Raw genomic sequence first — 19,344 nt, 5'->3', positions numbered from 1 at the left:
GGGGCGTCGCCGCGTTCACGCCGTGGTGCCGGGCACTCCCGCGTAGTCGGGCAGCTCGACGCCGTTGATCGCGCGCCCGACCAGCTCGGCGAACCACTCGCCGGTGAAGTCGGGCCGCGGCTCGGCGTCCGGCCCGGGGAGGGCGCGGCTCTGGGCGTTCAACCGGCCGATCTCCTGGTTGGCCTCGACGAACGAGCGCATCCGCGCCTCGTAGCGGTCGAACCCGGCGGCAGGGTCCCAGCCCGCGGCGGCCAGCTCGCCGGCCAGCACGTAGGCACCGACCAGCGCCAGCCCGGTGCCCTGGCCCGACATCGGCGAGGAGCTGAACCCCGCGTCCCCGAGCAGCGCCACCCGTCCGCTCGACCAGCGGTCCATCACCACCTGGGCGACCTGGTCGAGGTAGAAGTCCGGGGCGTCGTCCAGGTGCGCGAGGATGTCCGCGGTCAGCCAGCCCAGGCCGGCCATCCGCTCGCGCAGCAGGGCCTTCTGGGCCGCGACGTCGCGGTGGTCGACGTCGAAGCCGGCGGCGGGGAAGTAGAACATGGCCATCGCCCGGGTGGCGTCCTGGATGGGCCGCAGCAGGGCGGAGCGCCCGGACTCCTGGTCCTGGTGCTCCAGCAGCCAGCGGTCCAGCCCGAACTTGTTCGGCACGCTGTAGAAGGCCAGCACGTGCCCGAGGTGGCGGAGGAACCGCTCGCGCGGCCCGAAGACCATCGCCCGCAGCTCCGAGTGCAGCCCGTCGGCGCCGACCACCAGGTCGAAGCGCCGCCGGTCGCCGCCCGCGAAGACCACGTCGACCCCGTCGGCGTCCTGGGTGAGCGCCGCGATCCGGTCGCCGAAGACGTACTCCACGCCGGCGCGGGTGGCATCGTAGAGCACCTGGGCCAGGTCACCGCGCAGGATCTCGATGTCCGCGATGTACCCGTCGCCGCCCTCGTCGTCGGCGCGGAAGGTCTCCAGCACCCGCCCGTCCGCGTCCACGGTGTGCGCGCCGGCGGTGTCGGTGCACGCCGCGCGCACCGCCGCGTCCAGCCCCATGCGCGCGATGACCTCCCTGGCCACCCCGCGCGCGTCCACCGCCTGCCCGCCGGGCCGCAGCTCCGGAGCCCGCTCCACCACGGTCACCTCGGCTCCCCACCGGCGCAGCCAGTGGGCCAGCGCGGGTCCGGCGATGCTCGCCCCCGCCACCAGCACCCTGGGTCCACCGGTCCGGACGGGGCGCTCCCGCTTGGAGTCGTCGACGCTCACCACTGCCTCCATCTGTCGCTGTCACTGGGTCCGGCCGTATCGACCACGGATCCGCGCAGAACTCATCGGCAGGGAGCGAACATCTCAGGGAGCGATCGGCACCTGGTGGAAGGCGAGCAGGCCGGCTCCGGTCGCGTTGAGGATGCGGGGACCTGCGCCCAGGTGGCTCAGGTAGCTGAGGCCGGTCGCCCCCTCGGCCGGGCCCGACAGGGTCAGCACCAGGGAGCCGTCCCGGTACTCGACGCCGGTCACGGTGACGGCCGCGCCGGTGACGAGGAAGTCGGCGTGGGCTCCGGGCTCGACGGTGAGCGGGTCGCCGGTGCGGAGCCGTACGGTGAGCTCGGTGCGTTCGGGGCCGGAGAAGGCGGCAGTGTCGGGGTTCGGCGGCGCGACGCCCTCGGCGGGGCCGTCGTAGAAGTCGCGGGAGGCGACGGCGAAGGCGTGGTCGCCCATCTCCCGGTAGCCCTGCTCCCAGGCGTAGTGGCAGCCGTCGTGGCCGTTCAGTCCCGTGGTCGACACCGTCACGCCGAGCGTGTCGCCCATCAGCCGCTGCGCGTCCCGCAGCGCGGTGTTCGTCGTGATGGCGCACGGCGAGGTGCGCACCTGGAAGACGAGGTACTCGGCGCCGGGCAGGTCGGCGCGCCAGTCCTCCAGCAGCGCGGTGAAGCCGCCCACGTGCACGGGCACGTTGTCGAAGTCGCTCTCGCCCTGGTACCAGAACACGCCGCGCACCGCGGCCGCGACCCCGGCGGCCTCCAGCCGCTGGCGCAGCCGGCCGTAGTTGGTGAGCAGGTTGCCGGGGTCGGCCTCGTCGCGCTGGAAGAAGTCGATGGGGCGGCCGCTGTGGGCGCCGTTGAGTATCGCGACCGGCACGCCGTGGGTGTCGACGATCCGCCGCGCCATCCGCGCGCCCCACTGGCCGATCGAGCCGGGCTGGCCGGTGGCCTCGCTGATGCCGTAGTTCCAGCCGCGTGCCGTACCGGACAGGACGGGGTCGGCGTTGGGCGAGCCGTAGCTGCGCACCCACGGCGAGGCCTCGCCCGCCGCCGAGCCGCTGAAGTTGCCCGACACCGCGTTCGACTGGCCCTGGATGACGTAGACGTCGCCCGAGACCAGGCCGTCCCACGCGGCGGCGAGGCGGGGCGGGCCGGCTCCGAGCGTGCTCAGCTCGAAGCGGTACTCCCGCAGGCCGGCCTCGATGCGCGGGGCGAAGGCGAACGTGCGCCGCCGGGTGACCGGCTCGGTGTACACCCGCTCGTGGTCGCCGCTGGTGACGCGGAGCTGCACCGCCCGGACGCCGCTGCCGGTCACCTCGCCGGAGACGGGCACGTTCGCGCCGTTCGAGGCGTCGCGCGGGTAGAGGCGGCGGTCCTGCGGCTGCTCGGTGAGGGTGAGCAGGGACGGCCTCGCGTAGGCCGTCAGCCGGCGCTGGGTGTAGGCGGCGGCGTTGGCGGCGAAGGTCCAGTCCGGGTGCCCGGACGGCGCCGAACCGATGCCGAGCGCCAGGGGCTCGTTGGGGCGGGTGAAGGTGTTGACCGCGAGCACCGTCCTCGTCGGCTCGGCGGAGGGGCGGGTCGCGCTCACCTGGTGCACCTGGAAGGAGCCGTAGCCGCCGGTGGAGCTCGGGGTGTCGTCGGTGTCGTACAGCGTCGGCGAGGCGCCGGGGACCTGGGCGGACACCGCGGCGGTGTAGCTGCCCGGCCACATCTCGAGGTAGCCGGTCAGGCCCTCGCCCGTGCTCACGCCCTCGACGTTGGAGGCGACTTCGAGGCCGCCGACGCGCTGCCTGACGATCTGCCCGTCGGTGGTGGGCAGCCCGAGCCGCTTGGCGTCGGTGGTGAAGGGCAGCATCGAGGTCCACACCCACTGCGTGCCCGTGGGCCCGGTCAGCTCCAGGCAGTACCCGACGCGGTCGAACCCGGCCGCCACCTCGGCGGTCCTGTCGAAGCTGTACGGCGGCGCCTGGTTGCGCCAGTTCGCGCGTTCCGGCAGGTCGAGGGCGTAGACCGGGACGTAGCCGGCGGCGCTGGCCGCGCAGGCCGTGCCGTCGGGCTCCTCGGCCCGGGCCGCCTGCGGTACGGCGAGGCTCAGCGCCAGTACCGGCGCGACGAGTAAGAGGGCGCGCAGCATCAACCCAACCTCCACAAACAAACATCGGATGAATGTACGGCAAAGCCGCCCGCCTGCCGGTGATTCTGGCGAAGGGCTGCGTGAAGGTAGGAGGTATCGGCCAGACTCCGGTTAAATGTAAGTTTTTCGGGGATCTTCGTCAACGATCCGTGCGCCGAACTGACCATTGAGCGAGCCGAACGGTCACATTCGAGCACTCGCCGCCAGATCGGCGAGAAGGCCGTCCACCGGACCGAGACTGATCAGGCCGCTCGCCGCCCCCGCCAGCTCTCCCGAGGCCGGGAGCAACGCGGCGTGCGCCCGGCGCGACATCTCCAGGTCACCCAGGTCCAGCGCGGCGCGGGCGAGCAGGGCCCACAGCCCTTCGGCGAGCAGGTCGTGCGGCGGATCGGGCGCCTCCCGCAGCGCGGCGTGCGCCTCGTCCCGGCTCCTCGGGGCCCGCAGCAGCGGGAGCACCCACGGCTGGTAGGGGCCGAACCGGCCGGGGTCCTCCCACTCGGCGGCCCGGCCGTGGCGCAGCCGCAGGGCGAGCAGGGCGAGCGGCGCCAGGCCCTCGCTCAGACCGGGCATGCCGGCCGAGTCCAGGAGGCCGATGGCGGCGCGGTAGGCGCTCTCCTTGGCTGCCAAGGACTCGGCCGGGTCCTCGGCGAGGCGGAGCGCGCGGTACCAGGTGGTGAACACGGTCACCAGGGGCCGGCCGTGCCGCTCGGCCAGCCGGTCCAGGCGGGCGGCGTGCTCGTCGCCTGCGGCGAAGTCGGCGACGGCCGCGGCGGACTGCAGCCGGATGAGGCGGCCCAGCACCTCATGGCTGGGCAGCGCGTGCCGTTCGCCCAGGCCGGTGATCTCCGCCCCGATGGCGTCGCGCCGCCCGGACAGGCCGGTGCGCTCGAACGACTGCATGTACACCCCGTTGAGGGCGAAGGCCAGCAGCCCCGGATCGTCCACGCCGCGGGCGAGCCGCTCGGCCTCCTCGGCCGCGGGCGAGCCGCTCGGCCTCCTCGGCCGCGGCCCGCGCCCGCGGCGACGCCGTGCCGCGCGACTCCAGCGCGACGGTCGCCAGCAGCAGGGCGCGTACGGCAGGCGCGGTGTCCTCCGGCAGCCGGGCCAGCGTGCGCTCGGCCGTCGCGACCACGCGGGCCGCCTGGGCGGGGTCGTCGGAGCGGGTCCAGTTCGCCGGCACGTCGTAGGCGCCGATCACCCGCGCGGTCAGCTCGGCGTCGCCCAGGTCCTCGGCCGCCTCGACGGCGGCGGCGCGGTGCTCGCGGGCGGCGAGGAGGCCGCTGCCGCCGGTGACGGCCAGGCCGCGCATGAGCCCGGCGGTGGCCTCCAGGCGCAGCCGGGCGTCGGGCGCGGCGCGGTCGAGCGCCGCGGTGGCGCCGGCCCACACCCGGGCCGCCGCGTCGGCGGGGGCGTCCAGCCGGCCGTCCTGCCGCAGGATGCCGGCCTCCAGGTCGCGCAGGCCGCGGCCCGGGTCGAGGCCGAGGGCGCCGGCGAGCTTCGTACGGGCTTCACGCAGGACCGCCAGCGCGTCGGCCTGCCGCCCCGCCCGGTACAGGGCCAGCGCCAGCAGCCGCCAGGCCTCCTCCCGCCAGGGCTGGGCGCGGGCGTGCGCGTCCAGCTCGGGAACGGCCTCGGCGGCGCGGCCGAGGTCGAGCAGCGCCTGGGCGCGGCGCTCCACCGCGCGCAGCCGCAGCTCGGTGAGGCGGGCCTGCTCGGGTCGCGCCCAGGGCGCCTCGGTGAGCTCGGCGTAGGCGGGTCCCCGCCACCACGCCAGGGCCGTGTCCAGCACCGGCAGCAGCCGCGCGGGCGGGGCGTCGGACTCGACGGCCTCGGCGAACCGCCACGCGTCGACCTCGTCCGTGGCGGCCCGCAGCGCGTAGCCCGGCCCGGTGGTGACGATCAGCCGGGGTGGCGTGCGGGGCGGGCGGTCCGGCTCCAGCGCGCGGCGGAGCGCGCCGACGAAGGTCCGGATCGCGCCGACGGCGCCCGCCGGCGGGTCCTCCCACAAATCGGCCGTGAGCAGCTCGACGGACACCATCCGGCCACGCGCGGCGACCAGCCTGGCCAGCACCTCGCGATGCCTGGGCCCGGGCAGGGCGATCTCCTCGCCCGCTCCGTCCCAGGCCTTGACCGGCCCGAGCACCCCGATGCGCATGGCCATGACGCCCCCGTTCCCCCGCGTCCAGGCTAGTGCTGATCGGTTGCTGATCCGGGCCCGCCAGTCTGGGGACATCAGCCAGTCATCGAGAGCACGCACAAGGAGTGAGACGACCATGTCACCGGTCATCCCCGGCTTCACCTACCACCAGGTGCCCGTCGCCGACGGAGTCACGCTGAACGCCGCCGTCGGCGGCTCCGGCCCGGCCGTCGTGCTGCTGCACGGCTTCCCCCAGACCCACCTCATGTGGCGGCACGTCGCCGCCGACCTGGCCGCGGACCACACGGTCATCTGCCCGGACCTGCGCGGTTACGGCGCCAGCGACAAGCCGGCCGAGAACGGCCCCGACACCTACTCCAAGCGCACCATGGCCGCCGACATCGTCGCGCTCGCCCGCGCCCTGGGCCACGAGCGGTTCGCGCTGGCCGGGCACGATCGCGGCGCCCTCGTCGCCTTCCGCGCCGGCCTCGACCACCCCGAGGCGATCACCCACCTCGCCTGCCTGGACGTCCTGCCGACTCTCGACATGTGGGACGTCCTGCACGGGGTGTCGGCGGCGGTCGGCTGGCACCTGTACCTCATGGCCCAGCCGGCCGGCGTGCCCGAGCCGATGATCGCGGCGGTGCCCGACGCCTTCTTCGGCTCGTTCCTCGACCAGTGGGTGAAGAACCCCGCGGCGATCCCCGCCGGCATCCGCGCGGCCTACCTCACCGCCTGCCGGGAGGCGATCCCGTCCATCGTCGCCGACTACCGCGCCTCCGCCGGCGTGGACGTCACCCACGACACCGCCGACCGCGACCGCGGCGCCCGCCTGCGCATGCCCGTCACCGTCATCCAGCAGGACTGGGGCGCGGCCCTCGGCTACGACGCCACCGCCCTGTGGTCGGCCTGGGCCGACGACCTGCACCACCACACGACCACCGCGGGCCACTTCATGGCCGAGGAGACGCCCGCCGAGATCGTCCAGCGCTTGCGCACCCTGCTCGCCCGCTGACCGGACGTGAGCGGTAATGCCCGGGCTGTGCCGTACATAGACGGTGATGTCCGCATCCCCTCCCGACGAAGGACGCCCGTGACCGAGGAACGGCCGGCCAGATTCGAGGCCGTCTACCGGCAGACGTACGGCCAGATCACCGCCTACGCGGTCCGGCGTTGCGCCGTGCCGCAGGACGCGGCCGACGTGGTCGCCGAGACGTTCGCCATCGCCTGGCGCAAGGTGGACAGCCTGCCGGACGGCGAGCAGGCCCTCCTCTGGTTGTACGGCGTCGCCAGGAAGGTCCTGGCCAACCACCACCGCACCGACAACCGGCGCCGGGCCAGGACCGTCGAGCTCGACGCCGAGCTGACCGACCTCTACGCCGCCGCGCCGGAGAGCGGCATCGAGGTCGAGGCGGTGGCGCGGGTGTTCGCCACCCTCCCCGACGACGATCGGGAGGTGCTGGCCCTCGTCGCCTGGGAGGGTCTGGACCGGGAGGAGGTCGCGGCGGTGCTGGGCCTGACGCGCAACGCCGTACGGGTGCGGCTGCATCGCGCGCGCAAACGCTTCGCGCGGGCGCTGGCCGAGGCGGGCGTGCGGACGGACCGGCTGGTATCCACGGAGGGGACGCTGTGATGGACGAGCTCGAGACGATGACGCAAACCCTGGCCAGGGTGAAGCCGGGCGAGCCGGGCGGGGACCCGGACGGCGCGGGCGCTCGGGCACTGCTGGCGGAGATCACCGCGTACCAGCCCGCCGAGAGAACCACGCGGCGCTGGCGGCCCCGCCCCCGGTTCGCGCTCGGGCTCGCGCTCGCCGTGACCGCCGCCGCGGCGGCGGTGGTCGTGCCGAGCGTGCTGGACGACAGCGGCACCTACACCTCGGCCTCCTGGGCGGTCACCAAGCAGGCGGACGGCGTGGTGTGGGTCAGGGTGACCGACTTCAAGGACGCCACCGGGCTGAGCAGCCGGCTCAAGGACTTGGGCGTGCCCGCGATCGTGGACCTCGTGCCCGAGGGCAGCCAGTGCAAGGAGCCGCGCGCCCAGCACGTCGAGGACGTGCCCAAGGGCCTCTACCACGCGCCGCAGAACATCCCCGGCGTCGACCGGGGCTGGCAGATGCGGGTGAACACCAAGCTGTTCCGCCCGGGCGAGACCTTCGTCTGGACGATCACCCCCTTGTCCGGGGGCGGCAGCAGTACCAGCACGATCCTCATGAAGGACCCCGTCGCGCCGTGCGAACTGGTCCCCGACGACCGCGCCGAGAAGCTGATCGAGGAGTTCGCCCGCTCCCGCTCCGCGACCGGGAAGGGCGGGCTCCTGGAGGGATACCCGGCCGAGGGCAAGCCGCTGGAAGAGGTGCGCAAGGAACTCGATCGCCGCGGCCTGGACTCGGCGTTCACGGTCCTGCCCGGCGGGCGGGGCGAGAACCTGGTGGTCGTGGACGCCCGCCAGGACTCGCGGGAGGGCGACCGGTTCGTCGAGCTCCTGGTGAAGACTGCTCCCTGAGGGGGCTGGCGAGGTGATGGGCCGCCCTTCCTTGAATGAGTAGCGCCGTGGCAGGGGGCGTCTTGGGCTGGTGACATTACCGGTGCGATGAGTCTGGTGGTCACCAATTCATCCGTATTGGCCTCGGACAGCCCTGTTGCCAGAGGTCTTTCGGCGAAATGTAGATGGGGCGCCAGGTTTTTCTTGAGGACCATCAGACCGCGCGGCGAATTCTCCGGGCGGACAATCACCGGAATGCCGTGACAATCGGCGGCCGGCAGCGTGCGACGGCTGTACTCAAGCTGCCTCGGTGCCGTTCTGCGTCCCAGCCACTGGGTCGGCTTGCAGAATGCGACCGGCCGGCTGGTCGAGCAGCGGGGCGAGCCTGTCCCACCACGCGGGGTTCTGCGAAATGACCAGCTGGAGCGCAGGGCTCCTGGCGACCATGTCCTTGGAGTAGTCGGTCCATGGGCCCAGGTAGGAGCTCGAAATCCGCTCTCGGGTGTCCAGGCCAGTGCTGAGGACATCGGCCACCATCTCGGCCACCAGGAGAGCTTGGATGCGAGTACGGCCCTGTTGCGGCAGCGGCTTGGAGTCGTAGAAGTAGGGATACAGCTCCGGATGGGCGATCATCTGGGCGAGGACTCGATGATGGAGCGCCACCTGTCCCTGAGTTACCGAGATACCCGCCAGCTTGTTACCGATCCGCAGGCTGCGGTAGGCGAGGATGAGCGCCACCGCACCAACGATCAGGCTGAGACTCGAAACTGCTAAGTCAGCGATTTCCAAGGATTCGCCTCCTTGATCGACGTCTTACTTCTGAGACGATCGATATTGGCGAACGGTTCCTGAACGGGTTTGGTCGGCGCGCGGAGGCGAATCGCCTCGGTTCCGGCGCCTCTTCCCTCGCGCCACCCCATAGCGTTCCTAAAGCGGTGGCTTCTAGCATCCGTCGTCATGACGGAGATCGTGGTCGATGCCAATCCCGCGGCGGCGCTGAGGGCGGTGGGGGCCGGGGTGGGGTTGATGGTGTTCGGGCTCGTGCTGACCGGGCCGTGGCCGGGGAGCGGGTCGACGCCGGGGGGCGTCGCGCTCGGGGTGGGGTTCATGGGGCTGGGGCTGGCCAGCCTGTTCGCGGGGCGGCGGATCCGGCGGCGGGTGCGCGGGATCGCGGTCAGCGCGCAGGGGCTGCGGTCGGTGGGGTGGGAGCGGGACTGGGTGGTGATGTGGTCCGAGGTGGCGGCTGTGGTCGTGCCGCCGGACCGGGTGTTCGATCTGCGGACCAAGATGCTGGCCAGGGGGACGTTGGAGAACGCGCGCATCGTGGTGGATCTGGTGCCGGCGGATGCGGGGTTCGGGGCTCGGCATCCTGAGCTGGCGGGGAGTCGGACGGCTGAGGGGGCTTATCGGATCAATGTCGGCCATGCGCCGTCGGTTGCGCGGCGGTTGAATCTGGCGCTGTCGACCTTCGGGCAGGGGCGGTTTTCCGGGATGCCGGGGCCGCGGGTGGCGGCGGGGCGGCCGTGGCAGCTCGTGGCGGGGCTGGTGGTCTGCACGGTGGCTTGGGTCGGGGCGATGGTGCAGATGGTGGCGGGAGTGCCGGCGGATCTGTCCGGGTTGCCGGCGGCGGTGCTGGTGGGGGTGGGGGTGCCGATCTGGATCTACCGGGCCTGGCATGGCGGGCCGCGGGCGGTTCCGGCGTTCGCGGTGCTGGCGACGGTGATCGGTGGCGGGATGCTCGTGCTGACCGCGAGCCTGATGGACTGGGGTGATCCGGTGGGGCCGCGGGTCGGGGTCTCGATGGTGGTGGCGGGGCTGTTGCTGGGAGGCGGGCTGGCTCTGCGCACCCGGGCGGTCAGGGACTGGATCAGGGCCAGGCAGTACGGCACAGCCTGACGCCCCAGCACGCCACAGTTTCGGCGCAGCCTGACGCCCCACCTCGACACAGCGCAGCGCCACAAGCGGCTTGACTGATCGGCACGGGCGGGTGGGAATCGGCCTGCCGTACGCCGGTGGGGCCTGACTGGATGTCAGCGTTTGGTGCCAGCGCGAAGCTGCCTCCAGAATCCCCTTCGGGGTGATGCAGTGGGCGCACGACGGGACCTTCCGGCCCGGGTCACGGCCCTGGTGCTGGGCTCGCTCGGCCTGCTGGCCCTGGTCGCGCACGTGTGGCTCGAACTGCTGGACCCCTGGCCGTCGTTCATCGCCGACACCGCCCGGGTGCAGGCCCTGCTGAGCACGCCGCTCGGCATGCTGATCGTGTGGCGGCGGCCCCGGCTGGTGGCGGGGTGGCTGCTGCTGTTGCTGGGCGCGGCCAACGGGGCGGTCACGCTGGTGGTGACGCTGCACGCGCCCTACCTCGGCTCGGAGCCGCCCGACTATCCGCCGGTGGCGGCGTTCTTCATCGGCTTCCGCGCCTATTTCACCGGGTACGCGGCGGTGATGCTGCCGCTCGTCCATCCCTCCTCGGGCCTGCTGGCGCGCGGGTGGCGCTGGCTGTACCTGGCGGTGACGTGCTGGTACGCGCTGCTGCTCGGCCTGGGCCTGTCCCGCACCGACGCGCTGATCCCGGCCTCGTGGCGGGTGGACGCGATGTCCGGCGAGCCGCTGGTGTGGGCGAGCGTGCTGGTGCTGGTGGCGCGGTTCTGGCGGGGCGGGCCGGACACGCGACGGCAGATCGGCTGGCTGCTGCTGGCGCTGGTCTTCGACACCGTCTTCTTCGCCGACCTGCTGGGCTGGCAGTACCTCTGGCTGGACGTGCTGGGCGAGGCGTCGGTGCCGGTGGCGGTGACCGTCGCCATCCTGCGTTACCGGCTCTACGCGATCGACACGCTGCTCAGCCGGGCCGTGCTCGGCTTCGCGCTGCTGGCGGCGGTCGCCTCGGCCTACCTGGTCGCGGGCGCGCTGGCCGGACTGGTGCTGTCCGGGTTCGGGGCGGTGCTGGGCACGCTGGCGGCGATCCTGGCGGGGGTGTGCTTCCTGCCGGTGCTGCGGGCGCTCCAGCGCGGGCTCGACCAGGTCCTGTACGGCAGAAGCGGCGACCCGCGCACGCACGCCGAGGCGTTGCGGCGGCAGATCCGGCTCGTCGGAGCGGTCGAGGCGATGGGCCCGGCGGTGCGGGCGGTGGCGGAGGGGCTGGCCGCGACCGGCGCCGCCGTGCGCATCGACCCCGGCCGGGAGGGGACGCCTGCCGTACCCGAGGTGCATCGGTTCGGCGACCTCGGCCCCGCTCCGGGCGAGTACCCCCTGACGTGGCACGGGTGCCCGGTCGGCGTCCTGCTGGTCGGCCCGCGCGAGGCGACGCGCTTCCCGCGCGCCTACGAGCGCCGCATGCTGGCCGCGCTGCTGCCGATCGTCGCCGACCTGGCGCACAACCTGGCCGTCGCCCGCGAGCTGGAGCACTACCGCCGCCGGGTGGCCGGGGCGCGCGAGGAGGAGCGCCGCCGCCTGCATCGCGACCTGCACGACGGCCTGGGCAGCCGGCTGACCGGGATGGCGATCGCCCTGGAGGCCGCCCGCCGCTCGGTGGCCCGCTCCCCCGAACTGGCCCACGAGCTGCTGGCCGACCTGCGGCGCGGCGTGGACGTGGTGACGGGTGAGATCAGGGACCTGCTCGACGGCACCGGCCCGCGCGCCCTGGCCGCGCACGGGCTGGAGCAGGCGGTCCGGCTGCTGGCCGAGGAGGCGCGGGTGACCGTGTCCGGCTCGCTGGACGGCCTGCCGGGCCAGGTGGAGGTGGCCGCCTACCGGATCGTCCAGGAGGCGCTCGCCAACGCCCGCCGGCACGCGCGGGCCCGGACGATCACCGTCGAGCTGGGCCGGCTCCCGGCGGGACTGCGGGTGCGCGTGGCCGACGACGGCGTCGGCTGCTCGCCGCCCAAGGCCGTGCTCCAGGCGGGGTCCGGGCTGCGGAGCATGCGCGAGCGCGCCGCAGAACTCGGCGGCGGCTGCACGATCGGCCGGGGCCCGCGCGGCGGCACCGTCGTCGAGGCGTTCCTGCCCTGTCCGGGCGACGGCCTGCGGGAGCCCCGCGCGCTGCCACCCGGCCGGGTGCGCCCTGCGGGGTGATGGTCTAGCCTGGCCCTAAATTAGGTAAGGCTAGGCTAAGGAGCGCGCGTGCTGCGGCGAGTGATCGGAGGGCAGCGGCGGCGCGTCATCGCCGGATCCGCCCTGCTGGCGGGGCATCAGACGGCCGAGGCGCTGATCCCCGTGCTCATCGGGGTGATGATCGACCAGCGCACGTTCGCCGCCCTGGCGGGCTGGCTCGGCGTGCTGGCCGTGGTGTACGTCGGATTGTCGCTCAGTTACCGGTTCGGGGCGCTGGCGGCCGAGGGGGCGGCGTTGAGCGCCGCCCACGACCTGCGGCTCGCGGTGGTGGACCGGGTGCTGCATCCGCGCGGCGGCGCCGAGGCGGGACGGCTGCCCGGCGCGCTGACCAGCCTGGCGACCGAGGACGTGCGCCGGGTGGGCGCCGTCAACCTGGCGCTGCCGGTCGGGCTGGCCGGTCTGGCGGGGCTCGGCGTGGGCGCGGTCGTGCTGCTGTCGATCTCGTTGCCGCTGGGCGCGCTCGTCCTGGTCGGGACGCCGTTGCTGCTGTGGCTCGGGCACCTGCTCTCCCGGCCGCTGGAGCGGCGCAGCGCCGCCGAGCAGGAGCAGGCGGCCCGCGCCTCGGGCGTGGCGGCCGACCTGGTGGCCGGGCTGCGGGTGCTCAAGGGGCTGCGGGCCGAGCGCGCCGCGGTCGAGCGCTACCGGCGCACCAGCCGCGACTCGCTGGCCGCCACCTTGCGGGCGGCGCGGGCGCAGGCCCTGCAGAGCGGGGTGGTGCTGACCCTGACCGGCGTCTTCGTCGCGATCACCGCCTACGCGGGGGCGCGGCTGGCGCAGGAGGGCACGATCAGCCTGGGACAGCTCGTCTCGGCGGTCGGGCTGGCGCTCTTCCTGATCGGGCCGCTGCAGATGCTCGCCTGGGTCAGCGCCGAGCTGGCGCAGGCCCGCGCCTCGGCGGTCCGGGTGGCCGAGGTGCTGGACGAGCCGTACGCCGTGCCCGAGGGCGACGGGCCGCTGCCGGGGCCGGTCGCCGGCCGGGTACGGCTGCGCGAGACCGGCCTCGACGTGGTGGCGGGACAGACCGTCGGCGTCGTCGCCCCCGACCCCGCCGACGCGCTGAGCCTGCTGCGGCGGCTGGGCCGGGAGGCCGATCCAGGCGGCGGCGGAGGCGCCGAACTGGACGGGACAGCACTGGCCGGCATCGACCCGGCCGCCCTGCGCGAGGCCGTGCTGGTCGCCCCGCACGACGCCGACCTGTTCGACGGCACGGTGCTGGACAACGCCGGCGACCTGGAGGCGCTGGCCGCGGCCGGAGCCGGCGACCTGCGGCCCGAGACGCCGGTGGGCGAGCGGGGCGGATCGTTGTCCGGCGGGCAGCGCCAGCGGGTCGCCCTGGCCCGCGCCCTGGCCGCCGACCGGCCGGTGCTGGTGCTGCACGAGCCGACCACGGCGGTGGACGCGGTGACCGAGGCGCGGATCGCCGAGGGCATCCGCCGCCGGCGGGCCGGGCGCACCACCATCCTGGTGACCACCAGCCCGACGCTGCTGGCCTCGGCCGACCGCGTGGTGCTGGTGGAGGACGGCCGGGTGAGCGCCGACGCCACCCACGCCGAGCTGGTGCGGCACAACCCCGTCTACCGGGCGGCGGTGCTGGCATGAGCGAGCTGTTGCCGGTCGCGACGACCGGGCGGGTGCGCTCCGCCGTACAGGAGATGGTCCGGCCGCACCGGAGGCTGGCGATCACCGGGTTCGGCGTGCTCGTCGCCGCGACGGCGACCGGGCTGGCCACGCAGCCGCTGCTGGGGCACATCGTCGACCTGGTGGCGGCGGGCCGGGGCGAGCTGCTGCCGCCGATCGCCCTGCTGGTGCTGGTCGCGGTGGGCGCGGGCGCGCTGACCGCGCTCGGGCTGAGCCAGGTGGCCAGGCTCGGCGAGACGGTCCTGGCCGAGCTGCGCGAGCGGTTCGTGGACCACGCCCTGTCCCTGCCGCTGGAGCAGGTGGAACGCGCCGGGTCCGGCGACCTGACCGCGCGGGTGAGCGCGGACGTGACGCGGGTGGCCGAGGCCGTGCGCGGGGCGCTGCCGGAGCTGGCGCGCTCGGGGCTGACCATCGTGCTCACGATGGCGGGGCTGGCGCTGATCGACTGGCGCTTCCTGCTGGCCGCGCTGGTGGCCGCGCCGGTCCAGGTGCTGACCGCCCGCTGGTACGTACGGCACGCGGTGCCGCTGTACGCCGCGCAGCGCATCGCCACCGGCGCCCAGCAGCAGCAACTGCTCGACAGCATCGCCGGGGCGGCCACCGTCCGGGCCTTCCTGCTGTCCGGCGAGCACCTCGACCGGGTCGGCGGGCGCTCGCGGGCGGCGATCGACCTGACCGTGCGCGGGCTGCGCCTGGTGCTCGGCTTCTACAGCCGGCTGCACGTCGCCGAGTTCGCCGGGCTGGCGGCCGTGGTGCTGGCCGGCTTCTGGATGGTGAGCACCGGTACGGCGGGGCTCGGCGAGGCCACCGCGGCGGCGCTCTACTTCCACGGCCTGTTCGGGCCGGTCAACACCACGCTGGTGCTGCTGGACGACGCCCAGGCGGCGAGCGCGGCGCTGGCCAGGCTCGTCGGCGTCATCGACCTGCCCGCCCAGGAGCCGCCCGGCCGCAGCCTGCCCGGCGCGCGGGTCGAGGTGCGCGGCGTCAGCCACGCCTACGCCGGTGGGCAGCCGGTCCTGCACGAGGTCGACCTGACCGTCGGCGAGGGCGAGCGGGTCGCGCTGGTCGGGGCGAGCGGCGCGGGCAAGACCACGCTGGCCAAGCTGGTCGCCGGCCTGCATCCGGCGGCCTCCGGCTCGATCGGCGCGGGCGAGGTGGTCATGGTCACGCAGGAGGTGCACGTCTTCGCCGGTCCGCTCGCCGACGACCTGCGCCTGGCGCGGCCGGCGGCGAGCGACGAGGAGCTGCGGCGGGCGCTCGACCTGGTCGACGCCCTCGACTGGGTGGAGGCGCTGCCGGACGGCCTGGCGACCGTGGTCGGCGAGGGCGGGCAGCGGCTCACCCCCGCGCAACGCCAGCAACTGGCGCTGGCCCGGCTGGTGCTGGCCGATCCGGAGATCGCCGTGCTCGACGAGGCCACCGCCGAAGCGGGCAGCGCCGGGGCGCGGGTGCTGGAGAAGGCGATCGACCGGGCCACCTCGGGCCGCTCGGCGCTGCTCGTCGCCCACCGGCTCAGCCAGGCCGCCGCCGCCGACCGCATCGTGGTCATGGACGGCGGCCGGGTCGTGGAGAGCGGCACCCACCAGGACCTGCTCGACTCCGGCGGCCGCTACGCCGGGCTCTGGTCGGCCTGGACCGAGGGACGCGGCCGAGGCTGAGCCGCCGCGAGCCGTCCCGCGCTCAGACGCGGGCGGCTCGGCTGCGCCACAGGAGCCAGACGAAGTACGGCGTGCCGAGCAGCGCGGTCACCAGGCCGGCCGGCACCTGGGCGGGGGCGATGACGGTACGGCCCAGCGTGTCGGCCAGGCTCACCAGCAGCGCCCCGAGCACCGCCGCCATCGGCAGCAGCCGGACGTGCCGCCCGCCGACCAGGGCGCGGGCGGCGTGCGGGGCGACCAAGCCGACGAAGCCCACCACGCCGACGGCCGAGACCGCGGTGGAGGTGAGGATCACCGCCCCGCCCAGCCCGAGCAGCCGCACCGGTTCGAGCGGCACGCCGAGCACGCGCGGGGTGTCCTCGTCGAGCGCGAGCAGGTCGAGGTCGCGCCGCAGCCACAACGCCAGCGGCAGGAAGAGCAGCAACGCCACCGCGACCGGCAGGAGCTGCGCCGGGACCCGCCCGTACGTCGAGCCGGACAGCCAGGTCAGCGCCTTGGCGGTGTTCCACGGGTCCGACTTGACGATGATCAGGATGGTGATCGCGTTGAACAGGGCGTGCGCGCCGACGCCCATGAGCACGAGCCGGTCGGAGCTGAGTCCGCCCTTCCAGGCCAGCAGGTAGACCAGGGCGAAGGCGGCCAGCGCGCCGAGCCCGGCCGCGCCGGACACCATCGCGATACCGGCCATGGGCACGAGCGTGAGCAGGGCGATGGCCGCCGCGCCCGCGCCCGCGGTGATGCCGAGCACGCCCGGCTCGGCCAGCGGGTTGCGGGAGACGGCCTGGAACGCCGCACCGGCCACGGCGAGCGCCGCACCGGCCAGGATCGCCGCGGCGACGCGGGGCCAGCGCTGGTCGAGCACGTAGGTCAGGGCCTTGCCGGTCCGGCCCTGCAGCCAGTTGGCGACGTCGCCGGTGAGCAGCCAGGTGTCGCCGCCGAGCAGGCCGAGCACGACCGCGCCGATCAGCAGGGCCGTACCGGAGACAAGGAGCACCGCGAAGGCGGTGCGGCCGGTGTCGGCGGTGCGCACGGTCGGCGGCTGCCGGGTGGGACCGGCGTCGCGGTGCCGGCGGGCCAGCCACATGAGCACGCCCGCGCCGAGCATGGAGGTCACCACGCCGGGCGGGACGTCCACGCCGGCCTGCGCGCCGAGCAGGAAGCGCAGCGCGATGTCGGCGCCGAGCAGGATGACCGCGCCGGCCAGCGCGGACAGCGGCACCAGGGCCCGGTGCCGGCTCAGCTCGGGCAGCCGCCGGGCGACGAGCCGGACGATGACCGGCGCGCACAGGCCGACGAAGCCGATGGGCCCGGCGACGGTGACCGCGGCGGCCGACAGCAGGACGGCGAGCACGATGACCGTCAGCCGCAGCCGCCGCACGTGCACGCCCAGCACCTGGGCGGTGTCGTCGCCGAGGCCGAGGATGTCGAGGCGGGCGCCGAGCAGCACGGCCGCGCCGATCGCGAGCAGGATCACCGGGGCCATCTGGGTGACGCCGCCGAGGTCGCTCTGCACCAGCGAGCCGCTGCCCCAGGCGAACAGGCCGGTGTTCTCCTCCTGGAAGAGGATCATGAGCAGGGTGGTCATCGCCTGCAGGGCCAGCGCGGTGGCCGAGCCGGCCAGGATGAGCCGGGTGGTGCCGGTCCTGCCACCGGCCGACAGGGCGAGCACCAGGGCGGCGGCGGCCAGGCCGCCGAGGAAGGACAGGCCGCCGGACAGGAAGGCGGGCAGGCTGAGGCCGAAGGTGGCGGCCAGCACGACGGCCAGGTAGGCGCCGTTGCTGACGGCCAGCGTGTCGGGCGAGGCCAGCGGGTTGCGCGCGACCGACTGCAGCAGCGCCCCGGCCGCGCCGAGCGCGACGCCGACGCTGACCGCGGCCAGCAGGCGCGGCAGCCGCGAGGCGACGAGCACGTTCATGGCCTGCTCGTCGAGGGCGAACAGGTCGGTGTCCGAGGTGCCCTGGGTCAGGTGCACCGCGGCGAGGACGGCGATGGCCGCCAGGGTCACGAGGAAGGCTCCCGCGACGCCGATTCTGCGCATCGGCGACGCGGGAGCCTCGACTGCGGTGATCACCCGGTGTAGGCCTTCACCAGGGCGTCGGCGAACTGCCGGGACGACAGCGGGCCGCCGAAGGTCCAGATGCCGTCGGGCAGCTTGGTGACCCGGTCCTGCTTGACGAAGGAGAGCGACTTCCACAGCGGGTTGGCGGCCAGGTCGGCGAAGACGTCGATGCCGTCGGAGGCGCTGTAGAAGAAGCGGAGGTTCTCGTCCTTGACCGCGGTCATGCCCTCGACGTCGGTGCTGCCCAGGCCCCACACCTTGTCGACCTCGCCGGTCCAGGCGTTGGCCAGGCCGAGCTGCTCGGCGACGTCGGAGACCAGCGACCCCTTGCCGAACGGGCGGATGGAGATCTTGCTGCCGTCCTTCCAGCCGTCGGCCATCATGAACTTCTGCCCGGCCGAGCCGGAGGCGGCGATCTTCGCCTTGCCGTCGGCCAGGGCGGTGTCGAAGTCGGCCAGCACCTTGGTGGCCACGTCGGTCTTGCCGACCGCGGTGGCGATCAGGGTGAGGTCGTCACGCATGCGCTCGATGTTGGCCGAGGCGTCGCTGCCCTTGGCGACGATCACCGGGGCGATCTTCTCGAGCTGGGTGATCAGGCCGGAGTCGTCGGACTCCATCACGACGAGGTCCGGCTGGAGCGCGGCGATGGAGTCGACGCTGGGCTCCTGGCGGTTGCCGATGTCCTTGACCGAAGGGTCGAGCGGGGCCGCGGTGACCCACGTGCCGTAACCCTTGACGTCGGCGACGCCGACCGGCTGCACGCCGAGCGTGACCAGCAGCTCGACCTCGCCCCACTCCAGGCCGACGACCCTCGTCGCGGGCTTGTCGAGGGTGATCTGCTTGCCGCGGGCGTCGGTCAGGGTGATCGGCGCGGCGGAGGCGGAGGCGGAACCGGAGGGCGCCGCGACCTCCTGGGCGACCGGGGCCTCGGTGGTGCCGCAGGCACTCAGGAGCAACGTGGCGGCGACGACCGCCAGGAGGGAACGCATGGGGATTTCTCAGCCTTTCATCGCCAGGTGGCGACCCAGCGGGCGGGTGCGGACCAGGCCGTTCAGGGGATCGATCGTGGCCTCGACGCGGATGCCGTAGGCCTCGGTGAGCAGGTCCTCGGTGAGGACCTGCGCGGGGGCGCCGTCGGCGCGCACCCGGCCGCCATGCAGGAGCACGACGCGGTCGGCGATCTCCGCCGCCTGGTTGAGGTCGTGCAGGACCACGCCGACGGCCACGCCGTGCCGGTCGGCCAGGTCACGCACGAGTTCGAGCAGCTCGACCTGGTAGCGCAGGTCGAGGAAGGTGGTGGGCTCGTCCAGCAGCAGGACGCCGGCGTCCTGGGCCAGGCAGGTGGCCAGCCAGACGCGCTGCATCTCGCCGCCGGACAGCTCGTCCACGGCGCGGTCGGCCATCACGCCCACGCCGGTGAGCTCCATGGCGTGGGTGATCGCGCGCTCGCCGTCGGGGTCGGCGGCGCGCCAGCGGCCCCGGTGCGGGTGGCGGCCGTAGCCGACCACGTCCCGCACCCGCACGCCGGTGGGCGTGGGGCGGCTCTGCGACAGCAGGGTGACCCGGCGGGCGAAGTCGCGGGCGGACAGGGCCAGCGCGTCGTCGCCGCCGGCCAGCCGTACCTCGCCCGAGTCGGGGCGGTGCAGGCGGGCCAGGGCCCGGAGCAGGGTGGACTTGCCGCTGCCGTTGGGGCCGACCAGCGCGGTGACCGCGCCGGCGGCCAGGCTGATGCAGGCGCCGTCGACCACGGTACGGCCGGCGTACCCCAGGCACAGGTCGGTGCCGGCGAGCGCGCTGTCGGCGGCGCTCGATGCGTCGGGGTTGTTCGTCGGGGCGTCCGGGTTCATCGGGGCGTCAGTGCTCGTCGAGGCGTTCGTGCTCAC

The 19,344-nt window shown here is 74.4% G+C and carries 15 protein-coding genes; 7 read left to right on the top strand and 8 right to left on the bottom strand.

The genetic code is table 11. The features are described from left to right. Positions 1-15 precede the first annotated feature (15 nt). From AB0I67_RS18865 to AB0I67_RS18850, 4 genes are all read right to left on the bottom strand, one after another. On the bottom strand, positions 16-1,248 hold the full coding sequence (locus AB0I67_RS18865) for an FAD-dependent monooxygenase (RefSeq protein ID WP_357924813.1): 1,233 nt from the start codon (positions 1,246-1,248) through the stop codon (positions 16-18). A gap of 84 nt (positions 1,249-1,332) precedes the next feature. Continuing rightward, positions 1,333-3,378, bottom strand: a complete 2,046-nt coding sequence (locus AB0I67_RS18860; RefSeq protein WP_357924811.1) for a sialate O-acetylesterase — start codon at positions 3,376-3,378, stop codon at positions 1,333-1,335. 183 nt (positions 3,379-3,561) lie between these two features. Further along, a complete protein-coding gene (locus AB0I67_RS18855; protein WP_357924808.1) occupies positions 3,562-4,278 on the bottom strand; it encodes a hypothetical protein in 717 nt (238 codons plus the stop codon). Further along, entirely contained in the window at positions 4,181-5,539 is a 1,359-nt protein-coding gene (locus AB0I67_RS18850) for a BTAD domain-containing putative transcriptional regulator (RefSeq protein ID WP_357924806.1), read from the bottom strand. The genes AB0I67_RS18855 and AB0I67_RS18850 overlap by 98 nt, the downstream gene beginning before the upstream one ends. Positions 5,540-5,651: 112 nt before the next feature. Here AB0I67_RS18850 and AB0I67_RS18845 point away from each other — a divergent pair, with 112 nt between their 5' ends. The 3 genes from AB0I67_RS18845 to AB0I67_RS18835 all read left to right on the top strand — a co-directional run bounded on the left by AB0I67_RS18845 (position 5,652) and on the right by AB0I67_RS18835 (position 8,020). Continuing rightward, positions 5,652-6,530, top strand: a complete 879-nt coding sequence (locus AB0I67_RS18845) for an alpha/beta hydrolase (RefSeq protein WP_357924804.1) — start codon at positions 5,652-5,654, stop codon at positions 6,528-6,530. Between the two features lie 78 nt (positions 6,531-6,608). Then, positions 6,609-7,148 carry an RNA polymerase sigma factor gene (locus AB0I67_RS18840; RefSeq protein ID WP_357924801.1) on the top strand — a complete coding sequence of 180 codons (540 nt, stop codon included), beginning with the start codon at positions 6,609-6,611 and terminating at the stop codon, positions 7,146-7,148. Then, complete coding sequence (locus AB0I67_RS18835) at positions 7,148-8,020, top strand: hypothetical protein (protein ID WP_357924798.1); 873 nt, start codon at positions 7,148-7,150, stop codon at positions 8,018-8,020. The genes AB0I67_RS18840 and AB0I67_RS18835 overlap by 1 nt, the downstream gene beginning before the upstream one ends. A 276-nt stretch (positions 8,021-8,296) precedes the next feature. Here AB0I67_RS18835 and AB0I67_RS18830 read toward each other — a convergent pair whose 3' ends face one another. Then, a complete protein-coding gene (locus AB0I67_RS18830; RefSeq protein WP_357924795.1) occupies positions 8,297-8,788 on the bottom strand; it encodes a hypothetical protein in 492 nt (163 codons plus the stop codon). 168 nt (positions 8,789-8,956) lie between these two features. Here AB0I67_RS18830 and AB0I67_RS18825 point away from each other — a divergent pair, with 168 nt between their 5' ends. The 4 genes from AB0I67_RS18825 (at position 8,957) to AB0I67_RS18810 (ending at position 15,402) form a co-directional block, all read left to right on the top strand. Beyond that, entirely contained in the window at positions 8,957-9,895 is a 939-nt protein-coding gene (locus tag AB0I67_RS18825; RefSeq protein WP_357924793.1) for a hypothetical protein, read from the top strand. A 189-nt stretch (positions 9,896-10,084) separates the two neighbouring features. Further along, entirely contained in the window at positions 10,085-12,067 is a 1,983-nt protein-coding gene (locus AB0I67_RS18820) for a histidine kinase (protein ID WP_357924791.1), read from the top strand. 48 nt (positions 12,068-12,115) lie between these two features. Continuing rightward, positions 12,116-13,705, top strand: coding sequence for an ABC transporter ATP-binding protein (locus AB0I67_RS18815; protein ID WP_357924789.1), 1,590 nt, complete (start codon positions 12,116-12,118; stop codon positions 13,703-13,705). Next, on the top strand, positions 13,702-15,402 hold the full coding sequence (locus AB0I67_RS18810) for an ABC transporter ATP-binding protein (RefSeq protein ID WP_357924785.1): 1,701 nt from the start codon (positions 13,702-13,704) through the stop codon (positions 15,400-15,402). Before AB0I67_RS18815 ends, AB0I67_RS18810 begins: the two co-directional genes overlap by 4 nt. Positions 15,403-15,424: 22 nt before the next feature. Here the strand turns inward: AB0I67_RS18810 and AB0I67_RS18805 are convergent, their stop codons facing one another. Genes AB0I67_RS18805 through AB0I67_RS18795 form a run of 3 tightly spaced genes read right to left on the bottom strand, consistent with a single transcriptional unit; the run spans position 15,425 to position 19,344 of the window. Further along, positions 15,425-17,473, bottom strand: coding sequence for an iron ABC transporter permease (locus AB0I67_RS18805; RefSeq protein WP_357924783.1), 2,049 nt, complete (start codon positions 17,471-17,473; stop codon positions 15,425-15,427). After that, entirely contained in the window at positions 17,470-18,450 is a 981-nt protein-coding gene (locus AB0I67_RS18800) for an iron-siderophore ABC transporter substrate-binding protein (RefSeq protein ID WP_357924780.1), read from the bottom strand. Before AB0I67_RS18800 ends, AB0I67_RS18805 begins: the two co-directional genes overlap by 4 nt. A 9-nt stretch (positions 18,451-18,459) precedes the next feature. Next, positions 18,460-19,344 carry an ABC transporter ATP-binding protein gene (locus tag AB0I67_RS18795; protein WP_357924777.1) on the bottom strand — a complete coding sequence of 295 codons (885 nt, stop codon included), beginning with the start codon at positions 19,342-19,344 and terminating at the stop codon, positions 18,460-18,462.

It is taken from the genome of Nonomuraea sp. NPDC050310, assembly GCF_040655795.1.
Taxonomy (GTDB): Bacteria; Actinomycetota; Actinomycetes; order Streptosporangiales; family Streptosporangiaceae; genus Nonomuraea.
Note: the sequence above shows the minus strand (reverse complement) of the source record. Positions and strands in the feature narration are given on the sequence as shown.